The organism is Paenibacillus sp. FSL R7-0026, assembly GCF_038004485.1.
GTDB classification, from domain to species: Bacteria; Bacillota; Bacilli; order Paenibacillales; family Paenibacillaceae; genus Paenibacillus; species Paenibacillus xylanexedens_A.
On the sequence record NZ_JBBORG010000001.1, the window covers coordinates 24,843 to 44,698 of the forward strand.

General features: G+C 45.6%; 23 protein-coding genes and 1 riboswitch. Of the genes, 21 read left to right on the forward strand and 2 right to left on the reverse strand.

What is annotated here, in order from left to right; translation table 11 throughout:
• Positions 1-249: 249 nt before the first annotated feature.
• The 6 genes from MKY44_RS00105 to rsmI all read left to right on the forward strand — a co-directional run bounded on the left by MKY44_RS00105 (position 250) and on the right by rsmI (position 4,749).
• Entirely contained in the window at positions 250-693 is a 444-nt protein-coding gene (locus MKY44_RS00105) for a YaaR family protein (RefSeq protein ID WP_341005665.1), read from the forward strand.
• Between the two features lie 9 nt (positions 694-702).
• Positions 703-1,674, forward strand: coding sequence for a DNA polymerase III subunit delta' (gene holB / locus MKY44_RS00110; protein WP_074092912.1), 972 nt, complete (start codon positions 703-705; stop codon positions 1,672-1,674).
• 117 nt (positions 1,675-1,791) lie between these two features.
• Positions 1,792-2,592 (forward strand): PSP1 domain-containing protein, encoded by an 801-nt coding sequence (locus tag MKY44_RS00115; RefSeq protein ID WP_053778939.1) that lies wholly within the window; start codon positions 1,792-1,794, stop codon positions 2,590-2,592.
• Between the two features lie 28 nt (positions 2,593-2,620).
• On the forward strand, positions 2,621-2,989 hold the full coding sequence (gene yabA / locus MKY44_RS00120; RefSeq protein WP_017691386.1) for a DNA replication initiation control protein YabA: 369 nt from the start codon (positions 2,621-2,623) through the stop codon (positions 2,987-2,989).
• Positions 2,990-3,084: 95 nt separating this feature from the next.
• Positions 3,085-3,864, forward strand: coding sequence for a tRNA1(Val) (adenine(37)-N6)-methyltransferase (locus MKY44_RS00125; RefSeq protein WP_100528120.1), 780 nt, complete (start codon positions 3,085-3,087; stop codon positions 3,862-3,864).
• Positions 3,865-4,749, forward strand: coding sequence for a 16S rRNA (cytidine(1402)-2'-O)-methyltransferase (gene rsmI, locus MKY44_RS00130; RefSeq protein ID WP_341005666.1), 885 nt, complete (start codon positions 3,865-3,867; stop codon positions 4,747-4,749). It begins immediately after the preceding gene.
• A 283-nt stretch (positions 4,750-5,032) separates the two neighbouring features.
• Here the strand turns inward: rsmI and MKY44_RS00135 are convergent, their stop codons facing one another.
• Complete coding sequence (locus MKY44_RS00135; RefSeq protein WP_024633700.1) at positions 5,033-5,287, reverse strand: AbrB/MazE/SpoVT family DNA-binding domain-containing protein; 255 nt, start codon at positions 5,285-5,287, stop codon at positions 5,033-5,035.
• A gap of 317 nt (positions 5,288-5,604) precedes the next feature.
• Between MKY44_RS00135 and MKY44_RS00140 the strand changes: the two genes are divergently transcribed.
• The 14 genes from MKY44_RS00140 (at position 5,605) to MKY44_RS00205 (ending at position 18,569) form a co-directional block, all read left to right on the forward strand.
• Positions 5,605-6,882 (forward strand): HD domain-containing protein, encoded by a 1,278-nt coding sequence (locus tag MKY44_RS00140; RefSeq protein WP_341005667.1) that lies wholly within the window; start codon positions 5,605-5,607, stop codon positions 6,880-6,882.
• A gap of 332 nt (positions 6,883-7,214) precedes the next feature.
• A complete protein-coding gene (locus MKY44_RS00145) occupies positions 7,215-7,985 on the forward strand; it encodes a TatD family hydrolase (protein WP_179087975.1) in 771 nt (256 codons plus the stop codon).
• Between the two features lie 241 nt (positions 7,986-8,226).
• A riboswitch (cyclic di-AMP (ydaO/yuaA leader) is annotated at positions 8,227-8,480 on the forward strand.
• Positions 8,481-8,753: 273 nt separating this feature from the next.
• The gene (locus MKY44_RS00150; RefSeq protein WP_036606128.1) at positions 8,754-9,938 is read left to right on the forward strand and encodes a 3D domain-containing protein; all 1,185 of its coding nucleotides are present in this window, start codon (positions 8,754-8,756) and stop codon (positions 9,936-9,938) included.
• 155 nt (positions 9,939-10,093) lie between these two features.
• A complete protein-coding gene (rnmV, locus tag MKY44_RS00155) occupies positions 10,094-10,639 on the forward strand; it encodes a ribonuclease M5 (protein ID WP_017691379.1) in 546 nt (181 codons plus the stop codon).
• Between the two features lie 4 nt (positions 10,640-10,643).
• On the forward strand, positions 10,644-11,546 hold the full coding sequence (gene rsmA / locus MKY44_RS00160) for a 16S rRNA (adenine(1518)-N(6)/adenine(1519)-N(6))-dimethyltransferase RsmA (protein ID WP_341005668.1): 903 nt from the start codon (positions 10,644-10,646) through the stop codon (positions 11,544-11,546).
• A gap of 59 nt (positions 11,547-11,605) precedes the next feature.
• The gene (gene yabG / locus MKY44_RS00165) at positions 11,606-12,502 is read left to right on the forward strand and encodes a sporulation peptidase YabG (RefSeq protein WP_017691377.1); all 897 of its coding nucleotides are present in this window, start codon (positions 11,606-11,608) and stop codon (positions 12,500-12,502) included.
• A gap of 153 nt (positions 12,503-12,655) precedes the next feature.
• The gene (gene veg, locus MKY44_RS00170) at positions 12,656-12,931 is read left to right on the forward strand and encodes a biofilm formation stimulator Veg (RefSeq protein ID WP_017691376.1); all 276 of its coding nucleotides are present in this window, start codon (positions 12,656-12,658) and stop codon (positions 12,929-12,931) included.
• 257 nt (positions 12,932-13,188) lie between these two features.
• A complete protein-coding gene (locus MKY44_RS00175) occupies positions 13,189-13,365 on the forward strand; it encodes a small, acid-soluble spore protein, alpha/beta type (protein WP_017691375.1) in 177 nt (58 codons plus the stop codon).
• Positions 13,366-13,514: 149 nt separating this feature from the next.
• On the forward strand, positions 13,515-14,369 hold the full coding sequence (gene ispE, locus MKY44_RS00180) for a 4-(cytidine 5'-diphospho)-2-C-methyl-D-erythritol kinase (protein WP_026081373.1): 855 nt from the start codon (positions 13,515-13,517) through the stop codon (positions 14,367-14,369).
• A gap of 97 nt (positions 14,370-14,466) precedes the next feature.
• Positions 14,467-15,294, forward strand: coding sequence for a pur operon repressor (gene purR / locus MKY44_RS00185; protein ID WP_017691373.1), 828 nt, complete (start codon positions 14,467-14,469; stop codon positions 15,292-15,294).
• Between the two features lie 188 nt (positions 15,295-15,482).
• Positions 15,483-15,767 carry a septation regulator SpoVG gene (gene spoVG, locus MKY44_RS00190; protein WP_017691372.1) on the forward strand — a complete coding sequence of 95 codons (285 nt, stop codon included), beginning with the start codon at positions 15,483-15,485 and terminating at the stop codon, positions 15,765-15,767.
• An 83-nt stretch (positions 15,768-15,850) separates the two neighbouring features.
• Entirely contained in the window at positions 15,851-16,045 is a 195-nt protein-coding gene (locus tag MKY44_RS00195; RefSeq protein WP_341005669.1) for a hypothetical protein, read from the forward strand.
• 77 nt (positions 16,046-16,122) lie between these two features.
• The gene (gene glmU, locus MKY44_RS00200; RefSeq protein WP_445670668.1) at positions 16,123-17,514 is read left to right on the forward strand and encodes a bifunctional UDP-N-acetylglucosamine diphosphorylase/glucosamine-1-phosphate N-acetyltransferase GlmU; all 1,392 of its coding nucleotides are present in this window, start codon (positions 16,123-16,125) and stop codon (positions 17,512-17,514) included.
• A gap of 101 nt (positions 17,515-17,615) precedes the next feature.
• Positions 17,616-18,569, forward strand: a complete 954-nt coding sequence (locus MKY44_RS00205; protein WP_017691370.1) for a ribose-phosphate diphosphokinase — start codon at positions 17,616-17,618, stop codon at positions 18,567-18,569.
• Between the two features lie 298 nt (positions 18,570-18,867).
• On the opposite strand, the gene MKY44_RS00210 is transcribed toward MKY44_RS00205, so the two are convergent.
• Positions 18,868-19,068, reverse strand: coding sequence for a hypothetical protein (locus tag MKY44_RS00210; protein WP_024633712.1), 201 nt, complete (start codon positions 19,066-19,068; stop codon positions 18,868-18,870).
• Between the two features lie 139 nt (positions 19,069-19,207).
• Here MKY44_RS00210 and pth point away from each other — a divergent pair, with 139 nt between their 5' ends.
• The gene (pth, locus tag MKY44_RS00215; protein WP_036606126.1) at positions 19,208-19,768 is read left to right on the forward strand and encodes an aminoacyl-tRNA hydrolase; all 561 of its coding nucleotides are present in this window, start codon (positions 19,208-19,210) and stop codon (positions 19,766-19,768) included.
• Positions 19,769-19,856 lie beyond the last annotated feature (88 nt).

Sequence of the window (19,856 nt, forward strand, 5' to 3'; positions counted from 1 at the left end):
CACTTACGGAACGCCTTTCTTGATGAGAAGAATCAGCATACTCTTTCCGGATGAGCATTTCCCAGCTGGGGGAATGGTTCATTTCGGAAAGAGGTTGACTACAAAGAACAAGTCCTTGATGGTGATGTGTATCTACCATTATATATAGAGTATGATCAGCATATATAAAAGCCTCATTCTCACGCACAGGCGCAACGCGCACTGTGCTGATGGGCGATTGGCTAACTAAGATAGAAAGCGGGCGTATCCATGAAAATCAATCCTGGATTCAGACCGATTCAGAGCGGGATCAGTTCTACTGATTCAGGTTCCAAACCGGTTCAATCCAAAAATTTCTCTGATATGATGAATCACCAGGGAGAACGGGTCTCACAAGCTGAACTGAATCGCCGGTTTAGTGAAATCCAGCTTCAGGGAGATCGCTTGGCACGCTCCATGACGATTCGTGAACTGAAGGCGTATAAGCAACTTGTTAAAAGGTTCCTGGAAGAGACCGTTCGTCGCGGTGTATCCATGAAAGAGACAAGGGGTTGGGATCGTCGTGGCAGAGGTAAGCGGTATAAGCTGATTGATGAAATTGACTCCGCTCTGTTATCCATGGCTGATGAATTGCTGGATACAGAAGAAGGAAAAATCTCTCTATTACAACAAGTAGGCGAAATTCGGGGGATGCTTATTAATTTAAGCTTCTGAGGAGGAAGTATGTCCTTTCAACAAATTATGGGTCAACAAGCGGCCAAGCAAATGTTACAAAGCAGTTTGAGACGTAAGGCAATAAGCCATGCGTATTTGTTTAGCGGTCCAGCCGGTAGTGGGCAACGGAAGACGGCAATTACCTTTGCCAAGGCAATATTCTGTACAGAGCTTGAAGATGACGCTTGTGGGCAGTGTCTTGAATGCCGTAAGGTGGATCATGGTAACCATCCGGATCTAACCATGCTTGCACCAGATGGAAACAACATTAAAATAGATCAAATCCGGGATCTGCAGCGTATCTTTTCATATCGATCAGAGGCAGGTCATCCCAAAGTATATATTATAGAACAAGCCGAGAAAATGACGGTGCAGGCAGCAAACAGTTTGCTCAAATTTCTGGAGGAACCGCAGGTACCAGCAGTCGGCATCCTGATTACAGATAATGGACAGGCCATGTTGCCAACGATCCGCTCACGCTCCCAATTGGTGCCGTTCAGCGCACTGAATCCGGAAGAGATGCTTCAATCACTAATTGAGGAAGGGCACCCTGCCAATCTGGCTCGCTCTGCCGTCCATTTAGCGTCAGGATTGGAAGCATGTAGAGAAATTCTCCAGCAGAATTGGTTTGCAGAAATTAGAAACGTAATGTTACAATTAGGGAAGGAGTCCCTGGGTAGAGGAAGTACATCATTGATCTCTGCACAGCAGAAGCTTTTTAAAACCGGACTCTCTGAACACCTGGACATGTTACTTAGTTTGTTCCATCTGTGGTTTAGGGACATGCTGTATGTTCAGTACGATAGGCATGAACATATCGTTTTTATAGATCAGTTAGACATGTTATCTCAGTTGGCACATACCCGCAGCACAGAGCAGTGGGTCTCCTATATGGATATGGCCGCAGCATGCAGAAAAAAATTGCGTTTCAACGTCAATGGCCAGCTTTGTCTGGAGCAATTTTTGATCGGTTTGGCATAAGACTGGGAGAGGGCAAAGTTAGCTCCAATCATATGCAAACGGTTATAACTTCGGCCGGTTCCCTAAGAAGACGGGGCTTCAGACGAAGTGGGGTTGGCTTACAAGGGGGTTAATTTTTTGTACAGTGTAGTGGGTGTCCGTTTCAAAAAAGCGGGCAAAATTTATTACTTCGATCCCCTGGACCTTCCCATTGAGAAAGAAAACTGCGTTATCGTGGAGACAGCGCGGGGGGTTGAGTACGGTAAGGTTGTCGTAGGTAAGAAGGAAGTGGGCGAGTCCGATGTGGTGTTGCCGCTGAAGAAAGTCATCCGCGTTGCGGGCGAGACAGATGCCCGTGTGGTTGATGAGAACAAGCGTGCAGCGAAGGAAGCATTCGGTACTTGTTTAAATAAAATCAAAGACCATGGCCTCAAAATGAAGCTGGTCGATGTGGAATTTACGTTTGATCGCAATAAAATTATATTTTATTTTACAGCTGAAGGAAGAGTTGATTTCCGGGAGCTGGTCAAGGATCTGGCAAGCATATTCCGGACACGAATCGAGCTGAGACAGATTGGTGTACGTGATGAAGCGAAGATGCTTGGCGGAATCGGACCTTGCGGCCGTGTGTTGTGTTGTTCTTCCTGGCTGGGAGACTTTGAGCCGGTATCAATTAAGATGGCTAAAGATCAGAGCCTGTCACTGAATCCGACGAAAATTTCAGGGTTGTGCGGAAGACTCATGTGCTGTCTGAAATTTGAGCATGATAACTATGAAAGTGTGAGAGAAGAACTGCCAGCTGTAGGCAAATTGGTCGTCACCTCATTGGGTGAAGGAAAAGTTGTCGGAATTAATGCCGGTAGCCGCACAGTCCATGTTCAACTGTTCGACATCAGTAAAGTCAAAGAACTTCCGCTGGATGACGTCGTTATCAAGTAAACCATAAAGGTTGCTTCGGGGTGGAAACTTGGAAAAGAAAAATCTGTTTACGCACATTCATGAAATGGAAACCCAACTGGGTCAGTTGCACGGTGATTTAGGAGAGTTAAAAATGATTGTGAAGGAGCTGCTTGAGGATAATCAGCGGCTTACCATCGAGAATGAGCAGTTACGCAAACTGCTCAAACGTGAGGCTCCGGCAGATCTGCCGATCTCCTCAGCACTCGCTCCTGTAGCAAGACCAGCAGGTCCGGCTACAGGCGAGGACGTTGTGGGTGAAGGGTATGATAATCTGGCCCGGTTGTATCACGAAGGCTTCCATATCTGCAACGTCTATTATGGACATTTGCGGACGGAAGGCGATTGTCTGTTCTGCCTGTCTTTTTTGAATAAATGAAGTGACCGTAGGGATCCCCTACGGTTTTTTTTCAAGGTTATAAACCTAAACTAAACAAACATGAGATATAGAGTACCGGAGGATGAGCGTAACATATGAAAGCAAATGAAGTTGTGTTACATGAGTCAGAGCGGATTGATGATCTGCTCTCTCATGATCTGAGAATCATTCAAAGTGATGAAGTGTTTAGTTTTTCGATGGATGCCGTATTATTAGCCCGGTTTGCTTCCGTACCTAAACGGGGTCGTATACTTGATTTGTGTACGGGTAACGGGGTGGTTCCCATTTTGCTTACAACGCGTACGCAGGCTAGTCTGGAAGGGATCGAGATTCAGCCACGTTTGGCTGATATGGCGCGTCGCAGTGTGCAATTAAATGCATTGGATGAGTCGATTATGATTCGTGAAGGTGATTTGCGAGAACTCGTGAAAGAAACAGGACATGCTGTATACGATGCAATAACCGTTAATCCTCCATACATGCCTCTGAATGGCAGTGATCTCAAGATGAACACACATCAGGCAATGGCACGTCATGAGATCGGATGTACCCTGGAAGAAGTGATACAAGCTTGCAGTCGACTTGTACGTAATGGCGGCAAAGTATCGATGGTTCATCGTCCGCAGCGCCTTGCAGAGATTATCTCGCTCATGCGCGAATATAAGCTGGAACCAAAACGGATTCGGATGGTACATCCCCGTGCTCATCTGGAAGCCAACATGGTGTTAATTGAAGGAATGAAAGATGGTAAACCAGAAGTTAGGATGCTTCCTCCACTCATTGTCTACAATGAAGAGGGGAAATACTGCGAAGAGATTATGGATATTTACTATGGTCAGCAACATGCTGAGCGTACTACGAAAGGAGGGCTTTAGATGACTTTGCATATTCAAAAAAGCTATGCGGAGCAGCCTGAAGGATCAGGCAAGCTTTATCTGGTTGGAACACCCATTGGTAATCTGGAGGATATGACCTTCCGTGCCATCAAGACATTGCAGAGTTGTGACATCATTGCAGCAGAAGATACACGCCAGACCCGAAAGCTGCTTACCCATTTTGAAATTACACCTTCGATGCTGTTTAGTTATCATGAGCATAATAAGGGGGCGAGTGGACCTGAACTGATACGCTATATAATAGAAGGAAAAAATTTGGCACTCGTCAGCGATGCCGGTTTGCCAGCTATTTCGGACCCTGGTTCTGACCTTGTACAGCTTGCACTGGAAGCCGGAATAACGGTCATTCCCATCCCGGGGCCCAATGCTGCGTTGTCTGCTCTGATCGTGTCCGGATTACCGACGGAGCGTTTTACATTCGGCGGTTTTTTGCCGCGGGAGAAAAAGGACATGCGAAAAGTGCTGGAGGCTTTTGACGAATCCAACGGGACTTTGTTATTTTATGAATCGCCTCACCGTATTCGGAAAACATTAGTCCACCTTGAAGAAATTCTGGGTGATCGCTCGATTGTCCTGGCTCGTGAACTAACCAAGCGTCATGAGGAATTCGCAAGGGGTACTGTGAGGGAATGCATAGACTGGCTTGAAGAACATCCGCCTCTTGGCGAGTACTGTTTGCTGGTAGAAGGCATTAAGGAAGAGGAGCGTAAGGCTGAGCGCGAAGCATGGTGGCAGCTCATGTCACTCGCGGATCATGTCAGCCATTATGAGGGTGAAGGACATAACCGCAAAGATGCAATGAAAAAAACGGCTACCGATCGCGGTCTGACGAAACGGGATGTATATAATGCATTAATCGAGTAGTAATCTAACCCAATATCTTATGCTGTGGGGGACATAACCTGAAAAAGAAGCTTATATCCAACCTTAGTGGAATATTAAAAAGAGCAGAGTGGCTAAAAAAAATTCCGAACAAATTTCATCGTTCTCTCCCAGTTCGCGTGTGACCGAATCATTTTGGGTAATGGAACCCATAACAAGGCAAAAAAATACCTTCCGCGGTGGGGTTCACACCGGGAAGGTCATTAAGGAATATTAAAAAGGTTAGAAATAACAATTTAGATAAGTCCAGTATACCTGGTTTTTATTATTTTGTCACAGGTGCAGGGATTTCGGAAATACATTCGTTACAAACAATTTTACCTTTGAAGTAAGTAACGTTCTCTGCATTACCACAGAAGATACAAGCAGGCTCGTATTTTTTCAACATGATGCGCTCGCCGTCAACGTAGATTTCCAGAGCATCTTTTTCACCAATACCGAGCGTACGGCGCAATTCAATTGGAATAACTACCCGTCCCAGTTCGTCCACTTTTCTTACAATACCTGTTGATTTCATCATTATAATCAGTGCTCCTCTCAGCTAACTATCTTTGTCATTATTCGACATAATTTTATGTTTTATGATACTCATCATACCAACGATTCCCAAATCAGTCAACCTTAAAATTAGCTTAAAATTAAGGCTGTTTTTCACAAGGTTACTGGTGGTAAGGGATTGGAAGCCGTTTTTCGCATTTAAACCTCAATGTCAGCTTTGTCGATTTGGAAAACGACAAAACTACTTCATTCGACAAAGTTCGTCATATGGTGTCGAATCTTAGGTGGATCGTAGAGCTCAAAGCGTTAATATAAAAGAAATTAAAGGAGTGAGTCGACATGGAACAACGTTTAACGGAAGAGAAAGTATTCAAAGATCCGGTACATAATTATATCCACGTGCAAGATCCGGTTATATGGCAGTTAATTAACACCCCGGAATTTCAGCGTTTACGCCGGATTCGTCAGCTGGGTACTTCTTACCTTACCTTTCACGGAGCAGAGCATAGTCGGTTCTCACATTCACTAGGTGTTTATGAGATTACACGCAAGATCATCTCTCAATTTGAAAGAAGTCATTATTCGGATTGGCCGAAGGAAGAAAAGATTGTAGCTCTGTGTGCAGCTCTGCTTCATGATCTCGGGCATGGGCCATTCTCTCACTCCATCGAGGAAGCTTTTGACATGAATCACGAAGATTGGACTTGTCGCATTATTACAGGTGATACCGAAGTAGGGGCGATCTTAAGACGGTATGCTCCTGATTTTCCTGAGAAAGTAGCGTCTGTCATTCAAAAAACGTATGAAAAGCCGATTGTGGTGAACTTGGTGACCAGTCCGCTTGATGCAGACCGAATGGATTATTTGCTCAGGGATGCCTATTTTACAGGTGTAAATTACGGCACGATTGACCTTGATCGTATCCTTCGGATGCTGCGTCCTTATCATGGGCGGATTGTAGTCAAGGAGTCAGGCATGCATGCAGTGGAGGATTACCTAATGTCTCGGTATCAGATGTATTGGCAGATTTACTTCCATCCGGTAACTCGTAGTTCTGAAATTATATTGCGGCAAATATTCAAGCGAGCGAAAATACTCCTACAACATGGTTTTCAATTCCGCTTCATGATTGATCCACTCCCTCAATTATTTGAAGGAGAATTATCCGTGGATGAATATTTGCAGTTGGATGAAGCATTAATTCAGACGGCATTTACGCAGTGGCGCAAGGAGGACGATACTGTTCTGAGTGAGTTATGCGAACGTTTTATGGATCGCAAGTTATATAAGTATGTAGAGCTTGAACAGGTCGACTTGACAATGATGGAAGAGATTCGGGAAGCTTTTGTACAGGCTGGCCTCGATCCCGAATATGATCTTGAAATTGATTTTCCTTCGGATAATCCGTATGATGTGTTTCGTCCGGATGAATCCACAGATAAGCAGATTCTTCTTCTGGATCGACAGGACAATTTACGTGAGTTGTCAGAAGTATCTGACATTGTCCGTTCCATCAGCGGACTTCACCGAGGGAAACATCATTTGTATTACCCGCAAAACAAGGTGGATGCGATTATTCACGAATTACCGTCACATATACGCCCCTATTTCTTGTAATCGTGTGGGTATAATCCGATGAAGAATTTCGATATCAAAACACTTTCTAAAAGAGCTATTTTTCATGATACAGTAATCTGCTTTAATGGGGAGTATATGTAGATCGACATAATTTTGTAAACGCAAGCAGGCAGAATGAGTGCAATAAGCAATATATAGATCAGAATATCCGTATATCTTCTATATATTGTAGTTGTGAAGAAACAAACGTAATGATGTAATACACAGATGCCCAAAATGTTTTATGTATGAGTCATTGAATTATTGAATTTTACAAATTGAATTTTGAAAAAGAAGATAGTCGTTATTTCGACATGAAGGGAGATACAGACATGATGCTGTTCGACACACATACACATCTGGATGCACCACAATTCGACGAGGACCGCGAGGACATGATTCAGCGTGCTGTGGATGCAGGAGTTGGTCGTATGATCAACATTGGCTTTAACCGGGAGACAATTCCAACCACAATGAAACTCGCCGAAACGTATGACTTTATATATGCAGCTGTAGGGTGGCATCCCGTAGATGCGATAACAATGCAGGAGGGCGATTTGGAGTGGATTGCATCTTTATGCAAGCATGAAAAAGTGGTTGCGATCGGTGAGATTGGATTGGATTATCACTGGGATACTTCACCCAAAGAAATACAGCATCGCGTATTACGACAACAAATTGCTTTGGCGCGTGAAGTGAACATGCCAATTGTCATCCATAATCGGGATGCACATGAGGATATCATAAGAATTTTGCGTGAAGAGAAGGCTGGCGAAGTTGGTGGTGTGATGCACTCGTTCTCGGGCAGCTGGGAAACAGCAAAAAGTTGTCTCGATATGGGCTTCCATCTCTCTTTCGGAGGACCGATCACATTCAAAAATGCAAAGCAGCCCAAAGAGGTGCTGGAGAAGGTTCCTATGGACCGATTTTTCATTGAAACAGATGCTCCATATTTGACACCTCACCCTTATCGTGGGAAGCGAAATGAGACAGCGCATGTACGTCTGGTTGCAGAGGCAGCTGCGGAAATTAAAGGCATTTCGGTGGAGGAAATTGCTGCAATAACAACCAAAAATGCCATGGAACGATTTGGGATTCGTTAAAAAAACGAGCAAATGAGGTGAAAAAGGCAGGTAAGCGGAGGTAATTTGCCCTTTGATCCAAATAAATCAAGAATATTACAATATTTTAACCAAATATTCAGAAAAACGTACTTGATCAACGCTTTACAACATGCATCAAAACAGGATATCATCTTTTCAGTGAATTGTTGTGCGGAAAATTGGACAGATGTTCGGGGGATGAACAAAGGGACACTTTCCGATGAAACAACATTACTTTCATGAATCAGTCTCGCTGAGTCTCCGTTATCGGAGAGCGGGGGAACCAATAGGGCTTAAACATCGGTGTATTTGGCCGATGCGCAACGTTCGCTGACCCAAAAGCAGCGAAGGGAACTGCGAAGCCGTATTTGATTTCTTCTTTGGGTCTCGGGGTGAATTCAAGGGCGTCCGCCATGAGCGGGTGACCCAAGATAGGGCGGCTCTCTTTCGCCCGAACCCGACAGCTAACCTCGCAAGCGGAAAAAGAGAGGCAACCTCGTGCATGAATTTCCGATATTCAAAATCATTCGGAAGCCACGAAAGAGTTCCTCTTACACTCTTTCTTTGGCTTTTTTGTTTTTGAATAAAAGAAATATTGTCATCATACGGTAGGTATTCAGGAGGATGACATCATGTTGCGAAGATTGATTCATGGTGCAGAACCGGATTATGTTGGTCCGATCTGTGTTCTGTAGAAAATTTGGTATAGTCACGTCAAAGACATCATGCATTACTTTAGACGGCGAGGCTATGAAGGAGGACGGAGAAGTGGGCACATTCCAACCAGAAGAGACCCATGAGTCACGATCATCCAGTAAGTCTTTCGCGTTGCGGTGGAAGCATGAGAACATGCGTCAAATGGCATTGATCGCGATTTTCTCAATTGCGCTTACAATCATGATCTTGTTAGTCGTTTACGGTCAGGCCGGGAAACAAATTTCACTGGTTATTGATGGCAAAGCTCAGGTGGTAGAGACTCGTACAGGAATGCTTCAGGAAATGCTGGAGGAGCAGTCGATCACAGTCAGCCCTCACGATAAGGTATCCATGTCCATGAATGGGGCGATTACAGATGGAGACCGAATCGTTATTGAGCGGGCCGTTCCAGTTAACATTACGGCAGACGGAGACACCAAGACTCTGTATACAACCGATTCATCGGTAGAAGATGCAATTCAAAAATCAGGTATTCAAGTTGAAAGTAATGATAAAGTGTATCCGGCGCTTGGAACTGCGATCAAAGCGGAGATGAAGATCCGTGTAGTGCGCGTAACAAAGCGTACAGTGGAAGTAGAGCAACCGATCGCTTACAAAGTCATTAAAACGGCTGACCCTAGCTTGTACAAAGGGGATAACCGTGTCGTTGTGAACGGCAAAGAAGGCACAATTGTGCAGCATATCGAAAAGGTATTTCAGGATGGAGAATTGGTCTCCAAAAAAATGGTCGGCAAATCTGTCGCGAATAATCGTGTAGATAAAGTGATCGCTGTTGGCACCAAAGCAAAACCGGTCGTGAAAGAACCTGAGATTCAGACCGTATCGGCTCAAACGTCAACAACCAAAAAGGCTACAACAACGAACTCGAAGAAAACATCTGCCTCGGGCAGCAAAGTGATTACCGTATCCGGGACTTCTTTTAAATACTCCAAAGTACTTAAAAATGTATCCATGACTGCCTACTCTTCCGAAGAGCCTGGCATTGGAACTAAAACAGCTTCCGGTACTCGTGTAACGGAAGGGCGCACCATTGCGGTTGATCCCAAAGTCATTCCAATTGGCTGGTGGGTATATATCGAAGGTCTGGGATTCCGTCGTGCGGAAGATACAGGCGGTGCCATTAAAGGCAACAAAATTGATGTATATTATGACAGTGTGAAGCATGCCCTGAATTTTGGACGTAAGAAAGGCAAGACGGTCTACGTGATCGGTCCGGTGAAGCCGGAAGCGAACTAAAATCGTTTTACTTTGAAATGGGAATGCTATAAAATAGTTGCATGAATGATTCATGCGGAATATGCGGCGGAGGAGTCTGAATTTAGTCTCCCCCGCCGTTTGGCAGAGAAGAGGATATTCCTCTTCTTTTTGCGTTAGAAAGGAAGAAATGGAACATGATAAAAGAAGTCATTGTGGTGGAAGGCCGTGACGATACGGTAGCTATCCGTCGGGCCGTGGAAGCCGATACCATAGAAACAGGTGGATCAGCCATCAACCAACGCATTCTGAAGCGGATTGCGCTTGCTCAAGAGAGACGGGGAGTCATTGTACTGACAGATCCGGATCATGCTGGCGAACGCATTCGAAAAATTATTGCGAATAAGGTGCCAGGCTGCAAACATGCCTTTATTCCGGAAGCCGATGCAACGCGCAAAGGGGACATTGGGGTGGAGAATGCCTCACCGGAGGCGATCCGTCATGCTCTGGCGCGCGTACATACTTCATACGAAGGTGCTCCGAGCCTGATCGATTGGGAGGACCTGATCGCGGCAGGACTTATCGTGCATCCGCAGGCAGCTGCACGTCGCATGGAGATGGGCAATCTGCTGGGCATCGGTTATTGTAACGGGAAGCAGTTCCACAAACGTCTCAGTGTATTTCAGATTACACGGGAAGAGTTCTCTACAGCATTAGCGCAAATTGAACGTGAAGGATTGTGAGCATATGAAGGACATGGAAGAGAAGATAGAAATTGCAACGCCCAAGCGAACCAAAGAGATTATTCAAAGACACGGATTCTCATTCAAGAAAAGTCTGGGTCAGAACTTTCTGATCGATCAAAATATACTGAACAAAATCGTTAATGCAGCCGATTTGGATGAGTCCAAGGGCGCACTGGAGATTGGGCCGGGTATTGGAGCTCTCACGGAGCGACTGGCTCGGGTAGCTGGTCCCGTCACAGCCGTAGAGATTGACCAGCGCTTAATCCCAATCCTGGGAGAAGTGATGCAGCCTTATTCGAATGTACGTGTTCATCATGGGGATGTGTTGAAGCTTGATCTGGCTGAGTTGTTTAATACGGATTTTGCATCCGTGAACAAAGTCAGTGTTGTGGCTAACCTGCCTTATTATGTAACGACTCCAATTATGATGAAACTTCTGGAAGAGAAACTGCCGGTAGACAGCATTGTTGTCATGATCCAGAAAGAAGTGGCTGAACGCATGGCTGCTGCACCTGGATCAAAAGACTACGGCAGTCTGAGCATTGCAGTTCAGTACTACAGTATGCCGGAGCTTGTGTGTATTGTGCCTCCTACAGTTTTCATTCCGCAACCTAATGTGGAATCAGCTGTCATTAAGCTGAAAGTGCGTGAGCAACCGCCAGTGGAGATTCCGGATGAAGCACACTACTTCGAAGTGGTACAGGCTTCTTTTGCCCAGCGGAGAAAAACAATCTCAAACAACCTGAAGGCACGCTTCTTCACAAAAGAGAACCGGGAACAGGCAGACATTCTGCTGGAGCAGGCAGGTATTCAACCGTCCCGACGTGGAGAGACGTTGAGTCTGCAAGAGTATGCCACACTCAGCACCGTAATGTGGGAAGCAGGGGTACGTGCAGCGCTGTAAAATTTGAATGAACCAAACCGGGTCTTTGCCCATACGATGGGGTAGAGGTGATTACGTTGATGAATATCGGAGACTTGGTCGTTCGGAAGTCATACGGCGGCGATGTGACTTTTCGGGTGGAAGGCCTCCAGTTGGATGCTGCGGTCATTAAAGGGACTGAGTTCCGGCTGATTGCCGATTCCCCGGTGGACGATTTGATACAGGTTCCCTACGAACCACAAAGCGCCAAGACCAGACAGGCGCATATTAAAGCACATCAGACCCTGTCCCGTCTGCAGCAGAATCGTATGGAACAGGCTGAGCGGAATCGTGAAGGTCTGGTACAGGATTGGTCTGCTCAGCAGGAACCGGCTTATTTTGAAATGCCTGGAAAGGTGCTTCATCTGGATGGAGATCCGAACTATTTGAAAAAAAGTATGGATCTCTATGAGCAACTTCGTGTGCCCGCAGAGGGACAATATGTCCATGAATCGGCAATGGCAGATACCTTATACCGCTTATTACCCAAAGTACGTCCGGATATCGTAGTTATTACGGGTCATGATGGGGTGCTAAAGACACGTCAGCCCTATGACTTATATAGTCTTGGTAGCTACAAGAACTCGCAAAATTTTGTGTCGGCCATTCAGGTGGCCAGACAATATGAACGTCATCTGGACGCACTCACTATTGTTGCAGGAGCCTGTCAGTCCCATTTTGAGGCACTGCTACGCGCAGGGGCGAACTTTGCCAGTTCCCCAGGCAGAATTCTCATTCATGCACTTGATCCGGTCTATGTGGCAGCAAAGGCCTCCTTTACCTCTGTGCGGGATACGGTCAACATGAGTGATGTTCTGCACAATACCATCAGTGGCAGCCAGGGTGTGGGTGGTGTTGAGACACGGGGGAGTTACCGGGTAGGTCTGCCTGGGCTGAATGATTTATCTACGCTAAAAGTGAACCCGTCGGCAGTCTGATGTAGGCCATTTAAAGTCCCAATTTGGGGCTTTTTTTGTTTGCAAAAAAATTCATTGACAACAACTTTTTGATGCTGATATAATAATTAGTTTTGATTTGACAATGACTGTAAAATCCGGTATAATGGACAAGAAAAGAGGTGGTCGTCGACAATGGCTAAAAACACGCTGTTGGATATCAAACGCAATCTCGATGCACATATTGGTCAGAAAATTATGTTGCGGGCTAATGGTGGCCGCCGTAAGACCATTGAGCGTACGGGTGTATTGGAAGAAACGTACCCTTCTGTTTTTATTGTTAAGCTTGATGAGGAGCAAGAAACCTTCAAGCGAGTATCTTATAGTTATGCGGATATACTTACGGAATCGGTGGAAGTCATGGTTTATGACCCGGGCAGCCAGACGCATAGCTCCTATATGGAGACGTAAGTATCGATTTACAGGCGATTCGCCCCATAAGGCGGATCGCTTTTTTGTTTTTTTTAAACACCAATTCTCCCTCTAACGTAACCCATACATACTCAGGAATGAGCGAGGAACGGTCGCGGCATACTATATGGACAGGTGAAGGGACAGTTTCTTAAGCAATGCAGGAAACTGAATATGGCCTGGTGACAAAATGTCCAAAACGTGAACGAACAACGAACTCATCACATTATGAAGGATACTTTGGAGGAGGATGGTTCATGAGTCGCAGAAGAAGAAGTGTCATGTCAGAGGATCTGAAGAATGAGCTCGCGAAAGACCTGGGCTTCTATGATACTGTGCAACAGGAAGGTTGGGGCGGAATTAAAGCCAAGGATGCAGGAAACATGGTAAAACGTGCAATTCAACTTGCTGAACAGGCTGCGCGCAAATCTTAATCCGTTTAAAGCAAACTGAAAAGCGGGGAAATCCGTCAGGAACAACCCCGCTTTTTCCCCTTAGATGCGGAATACAAATGACTTGACAGCCCCATTTTGATATAATATGTTAAGTTGTCTTAGGGAAAAGGTGAGGACGGGTGAACGCCTTGAAAATTTACGAAAAAGCGCCTGCTAAAATTAATTTGATGCTGGACGTTTTACATAAAAGAAGCGATGGATTCCATGAAGTTGAAATGATCATGACCATGGTCGATCTGGCTGATCGACTGGAAATGTCGGAGCTGCCGCGAGATACTATTTTCATCTCCAGTCAGGCGGGTTATATCCCGCTCGACGAGAAGAATCTGGCTTTCCAGGCAGCCAGACTCATTAAGGAGCGCTATAACGTGCGTACAGGTGTCCATATTCATCTGGATAAAAAGATTCCAGTTGCAGCCGGACTTGCCGGCGGCAGCAGTGATGCAGCAGCAGCGCTGCGTGGATTGAACCGTCTGTGGAGGTTGAATATACCGGATCACGAACTTCAGGAGCTTGGAGCTGAACTTGGGTCGGATGTTCCATTCTGTATCACAGGAGGGACTGCACTCGCTACAGGCCGTGGTGAGAAGTTAACTCCCATTCCTAATCCGCCGCAGTGCTGGGTAATTCTGGCCAAGCCTCCGATTAATGTGTCTACAGCCGATGTGTACGGAAGGTTCCGCAGTGACAAGATTGTTCGTCATCCGAGTGCAGCTAAAATGGAGCAGGCTATACGCAATCAATCATTTACAGAAGTCTGTGACCAGATGGGCAATGTGCTTGAAGATGTAACGTTGAAGCTGTATCCGGAAGTTCAGCATCTGAAGGATGCCATGATTCGATTGGGTGCAGACGGCGTGTTAATGTCTGGTAGCGGTCCAACGGTATTTGGTCTCGTTTCCAAAGAATCCAAGGTTGCCCGGATATACAATGGTCTGCGAGGGTTCTGTAAAGAAGTGTACGCTGTGCGCATGTTGACGTAAAATTCGCTTTTATAATGTACAAACACGTATAAAGGTGTTATATTCTTAAATAATTATTCGGATTTGGATGTTTCCGTGATCGTGAGGATGGATCTCTGTGAAGAAGTTAAAACGAAGCGCAAGGCTGGTTGAAATGACGCAATACTTATTGTCCAGACCGCATACGGTTATTCCGTTGACCACATTTGCCGAACGTTATGGAGCCGCAAAGTCTTCAATTAGTGAAGATTTGGCGATTATCAAGGAAGTGTTCGAAGAAGGTGGGTCAGGAGAACTGCATACACTGGCTGGAGCGGCCGGGGGAGTAAGATGGATTCCGAAGGTATCCCGAGAACTGGCATTGGCATTTGCGGAGCGGCTCTCGACCCAGCTCGCGCAACCTGATCGGATCTTGCCTGGAGAATACCTGTACATGTCCGACTTGCTTGGTCAGCCCGCATTGATGAATGAAGCCGGCAAGATTTTTGCAACGGCCTTTGGCAATATGAATATTGATGTGGTTATGACGGTAGAAACCAAAGGAATTCCACTGGCTTATGCGACCGGTGCCCAGCTCAACCTGCCTGTCGTGCTCGTACGCAGGGACCATCAGGCTACAGAAGGATCGGCCGTAAGTATCAATTATGTATCCGGGTCCCATAAAAGTCTGCATACCATGTCCCTGTCCCGCAGGGCGATGCGTGAGCATTCCAGAGTACTTATTGTGGATGACTTCATGAAGGCCGGGGGTACGGTGCAAGGAATGATCGATCTTTTGGCCGAGTTTAATGCTACAGTTGCCGGGGTAGGGGTACTGGTGGAATCTGGTTCTGTAGATTCAGAAGAACGCCTGCTAACAGATTACGTATCTCTGGCGAAACTGACAGCAGTTGATGCCAAGAGCAGACAGATTTCCGTCAAGCCTGGTAACTATTTTGACCTGTAGAAAGATGACGAATGTTATGTCGTTAAAAGGTCTTTTCCATCGACCTGGCACTAACGTTGTCGAATTGTGTATTAAATAAAAAAATTCCTGAAATTAGGAAATTTTTGTGGTTATAAAAAGAAGGAGTTCGTATATGCTGTGTGGAATTATACACCAAGTTCTGATGGAAAAAGGTGGTGAACACACACATGCAAATTACGGATGTCAGACTCCGCCGTGTTAACTCGGAGGGGAGAATGAAGGCTATCGCATCCATTACCATCGATAACGAATTCGTCGTTCATGACATTCGTGTCATTGATGGTAACAACGGAATGTTTGTTGCTATGCCGAGCAAACGTACTCCTGATGGAGAGTTCCGTGATATCGCCCACCCGATCTCTTCCGGTACGCGTGAGAAGATTCAGGCAGCAGTTTTGACTGAATACGATCGTGCGGCAACTGAGGAAGAAGTCATTGAAGAAGGTGCCTGAGAACATTATTGGGGTTCGAAGGAAAAGAGAGCCATGTCTTATGGCTCTCTTTTCTTTTTGACCGGAATAAGATATATTCAGTATTGAGTTTATTAGTAGAGAACAAAAAGCGCATCGTGCGCTTGGTGGCAGGGCGGCATCTTAGGAATCATTGGGATTCGGTTAAGCTCGCAGGTACACGGCGTATACATATAGGTCACGATTCGTTGGTGTCCGCGTTGTTACGTGTGATTACAGAGACAGCAGGCGATGAACAGGACCGGCTTGAAGCCGGCTGAACGATACTCATTGGATATAGATCAGCAATGCATTTCAATGGGATTTTCAGAACAGGAGGTCGTTAATTTTGAAACGAATGGCAATCGTTCTTGCCGCAGGGCAAGGAAAACGAATGAAATCAAAATTGTACAAAGTACTGCATCCCGTATGCGGTAAACCTATGGTTGGACATGTGCTGGATGCAGCACTCAGCGCAGGCGTTGAACGCAGTGTAGTTGTAGTCGGTCATGGTGCCGAAGCGGTGCAGTCATTTTTGGGTTCCAGAGCGGAGTATGCACTCCAGGCAGAACAATTGGGTACAGGTCATGCAGTGAGGCAGGTTAAATCTTTGCTTGGCGGCGAAACAGGCTCTACAATTGTGGTATGTGGAGATACACCGCTTGTGACCAGTGAGACGTTGGAAGGTCTGATGAAGCTGCATGAGAGCAGCGGAGCAGCAGCCACAGTTCTTACGGCTCAGTTGGACAATCCCAAAGGTTATGGCCGCGTTATTCGCGGAGAAGATGGATCTGTACAACGGATTGTGGAACAAAAGGATTGCACAGAGCAGGAAGATGCTGTGAACGAGATTAACACAGGCACATACTGTTTCGATAATGCAAAATTGTTCGCTGCCTTGGAAAAAGTGACGAACCAGAACGCTCAGGGAGAGTATTATCTCACAGACGTAGTTGGGATTTTCCGCAATGATGGAGAAGTGGTTGAAGCTTACATGTCGGATGACATCGCAGAATCCATCGGGGTTAACGACCGACTTGCACTTTCGCAAGCCGAAGCCTTCATGCGTGAACGTCTTGCCGTACGCCATATGTTGAACGGTGTGACAATCATTGATCCGTCATCGACATATATCGGAGCGGATGTTACGATTGGATCAGATACAGTTTTGTATCCGGGGACAATCCTCAAAGGCACAACTTCCATTGGTGAAGCATGTCATATTGGTCCTCAGGCAGATGTGGAAGACAGTGTTATTCAGGACGGAGTTACAATTAAACATTCGGTAGTATCCAATGCCGAGGTTGGTTCTGATGCAACGGTAGGTCCATTTGCTAATTTGCGTCCAGGGACTAAGCTGGGTCGCAACGTAAAAATTGGTGACTTTGTTGAAGTGAAAAATGCTACAATTGATGAAGGTTCCAAAGTATCTCATCTCAGCTATATTGGAGATGCCAAAGTAGGGAAAAACGTAAATGTTGGATGCGGGGCAATAACTGTCAATTATGATGGTTATAATAAAGCTGTGACAACAATTGAAGATGATGCTTTTGTAGGTAGCAACGTCAATCTAATTGCACCGATTACGGTAGGAAAAGGCGCTTATGTGGTTGCTGGCTCCACCGTTACCCATTCCGTTCCCGAGAATGATCTGGCCATTGCTCGTCCACGTCAGGAGAATAAACCTGGTTATGCGGAGAAGATTCGCGGACGTGCCAAAGCCAAGAAACAAAATGCCAAACCCCAATAAGGGGTTTTGATAACAAGATTGCCTCCCGAAGATCGGGGAGGTGCCGACATGTCGCAGACGCTTATTGATTCCAATGAACCAGCACGGAGGGTTTTTATTTTATGACTTATTTTGATTCGAAATTAAAAATATTTACTTGCAATTCTAACCCCAAGCTTGCCCATCAAATTGCTGATTATATCGGGATCCCTATGGGTGAATCTCACACAACCAGCTTTAGTGATGGCGAGATTCAAGTGAAACTCTCCGAGAGTGTTCGGGGTTGTCACGTTTATATCGTGCAGTCCACTTGCTTGCCGGTTAATGATAACCTGATGGAAATGCTCGTTATGATTGATGCACTCAAACGGGCATCTGCCAAGACGATTAACGTCGTTATTCCTTACTATGGCTATGCAAGACAGGATCGCAAGGCACGTTCGCGTGACCCGATTACAGCGAAACTGGTTGCTAACCTGATTGAAAAAGCGGGTGCAACCCGTGTCATCGCGATGGACTTGCATGCAATGCAGATCCAGGGATTCTTCGACATTCCAGTCGACCATTTGCTTGGCGTGCCAATTCTGGCTCAATATTTCCGGTCGAAACAGATCGAAAATCCGGTTGTTGTGTCGCCTGACCACGGTGGCGTAGTGCGCGCACGTAAACTGGCTGATTTCCTGAATGCACCCCTGGCGATTATCGATAAACGCCGTCCTGAGCCGAATGTGAGCGAAGTGATGAACATTATCGGTAACATCGAGGGTAAAACAGCCATCCTGATCGATGACATTATTGACACGGCGGGAACGATTGTACTGGGAGCGAATGCTCTGATGGAAGGCGGCGTAAAAGAAGTATACGCGTGCTGTACTCACCCGGTATTGTCCGGACCTGCGATGGAACGTTTGGAGAATGCACCATTGAAGGAAGTTATCGTAACGGATACCATTCCAATTACGCATGCTAATCCGACAAGCAAACTCAAAGTGTTGTCTGTAGCGCCTTTGCTCGGAGAAGCGATTATCCGGGTTCATGAGGAATTGTCAATCAGCAAGCTGTTTGAAATTGAATAAGGATGTCTGCATAAAGTAGTAGAGGGGTTACGTTTTCCGGTTCAATGGAAAATGTAACCCCTGTCGGCGTGCCGTTTTATTAAAAGTGAAACAGACGCTGGTTAGTCCATATAATTTGAACTACTAATTTACACAGAACGAAGAGGGCAGAAAAGATCTGAAGAAGTGAAGCGTTCGCCTTTATCACCGGATTTTCCCTTTGAAAAGGGAATCAAAAAAATCTGGGGATAACAGCGATCGGAAGATGTTTCTGCACGCGCAGTGATCCAGTGTAAAATGGTTCGTTCATCTTATATGGTTAATACCCGGGGCGGGAGATAAATCGGAAACGACGCCGATGAAAAAGCGTGTCGGCAATTTCGACGAATTGATTATCGAAACGTGTGATTAGACCAATCTCAATATGGGTGTCGCGGTCGTATACCTGTACAGGTACGTGATATTCGAGATGATAGATAAAATCGCTATGTTGAGTCAGTTGTCCATTGTCTTCGCGCAAAACCCGCTCACCTTCCTGGGTCGATAAAATATGAACTGTAAATACTACAGTAAATCGATCTTTACTTTCCTGATATTATATGAAATATAAGATTCGAAGTCTATGCCTCACCTCAGGCTAATCCGAAGGAGGGAACAAGATGAAGTGGATTGTCGGACTTGGAAATCCAGGCTCGAACTATGCCAAAACCCGTCATAATATCGGTTTTATGGCACTGGATCGGTTGGCTGATCGTCATAATATCTCCATTACACAGAATAAATGTAAAGCGCTGATTGGAGAAGGCAATATTGGCGGTGTGAAAACCGTACTGATCAAACCAATGACCTATATGAACTTGTCTGGTGAATCGGTTCGAGCATATATGGATTTTTATAAAGTTAGTCTTGAAGATCTGATTGTTGTGTACGACGACATGGATACAGAGATTGGCAAAGTCAGATTGCGTTACCAAGGTAGTGCAGGCGGACATAATGGAATCAAGTCCATTATTCAGCATACCGGTACACAGCAGTTTAACCGGGTGCGCATGGGAATATCCCGGCCTGAACCAGGACATGCCATTGTTGATTATGTACTGTCGACATTCATGAAGAAAGAAAAGGAAGCCCTTGATCAGACCATTGAGCAAACGTGTGATGCCCTGGAGCATAGCTTGACTCATACGTTTGAACAAACAATGGCGAAGTTTAACGGTTAATTTTGTAAGACATACTGGTAAAATGATCAAAAAGACGGGTTCGATTCAGCCATACTGGACATACTGGATGTATAAACCATGTTCAGGA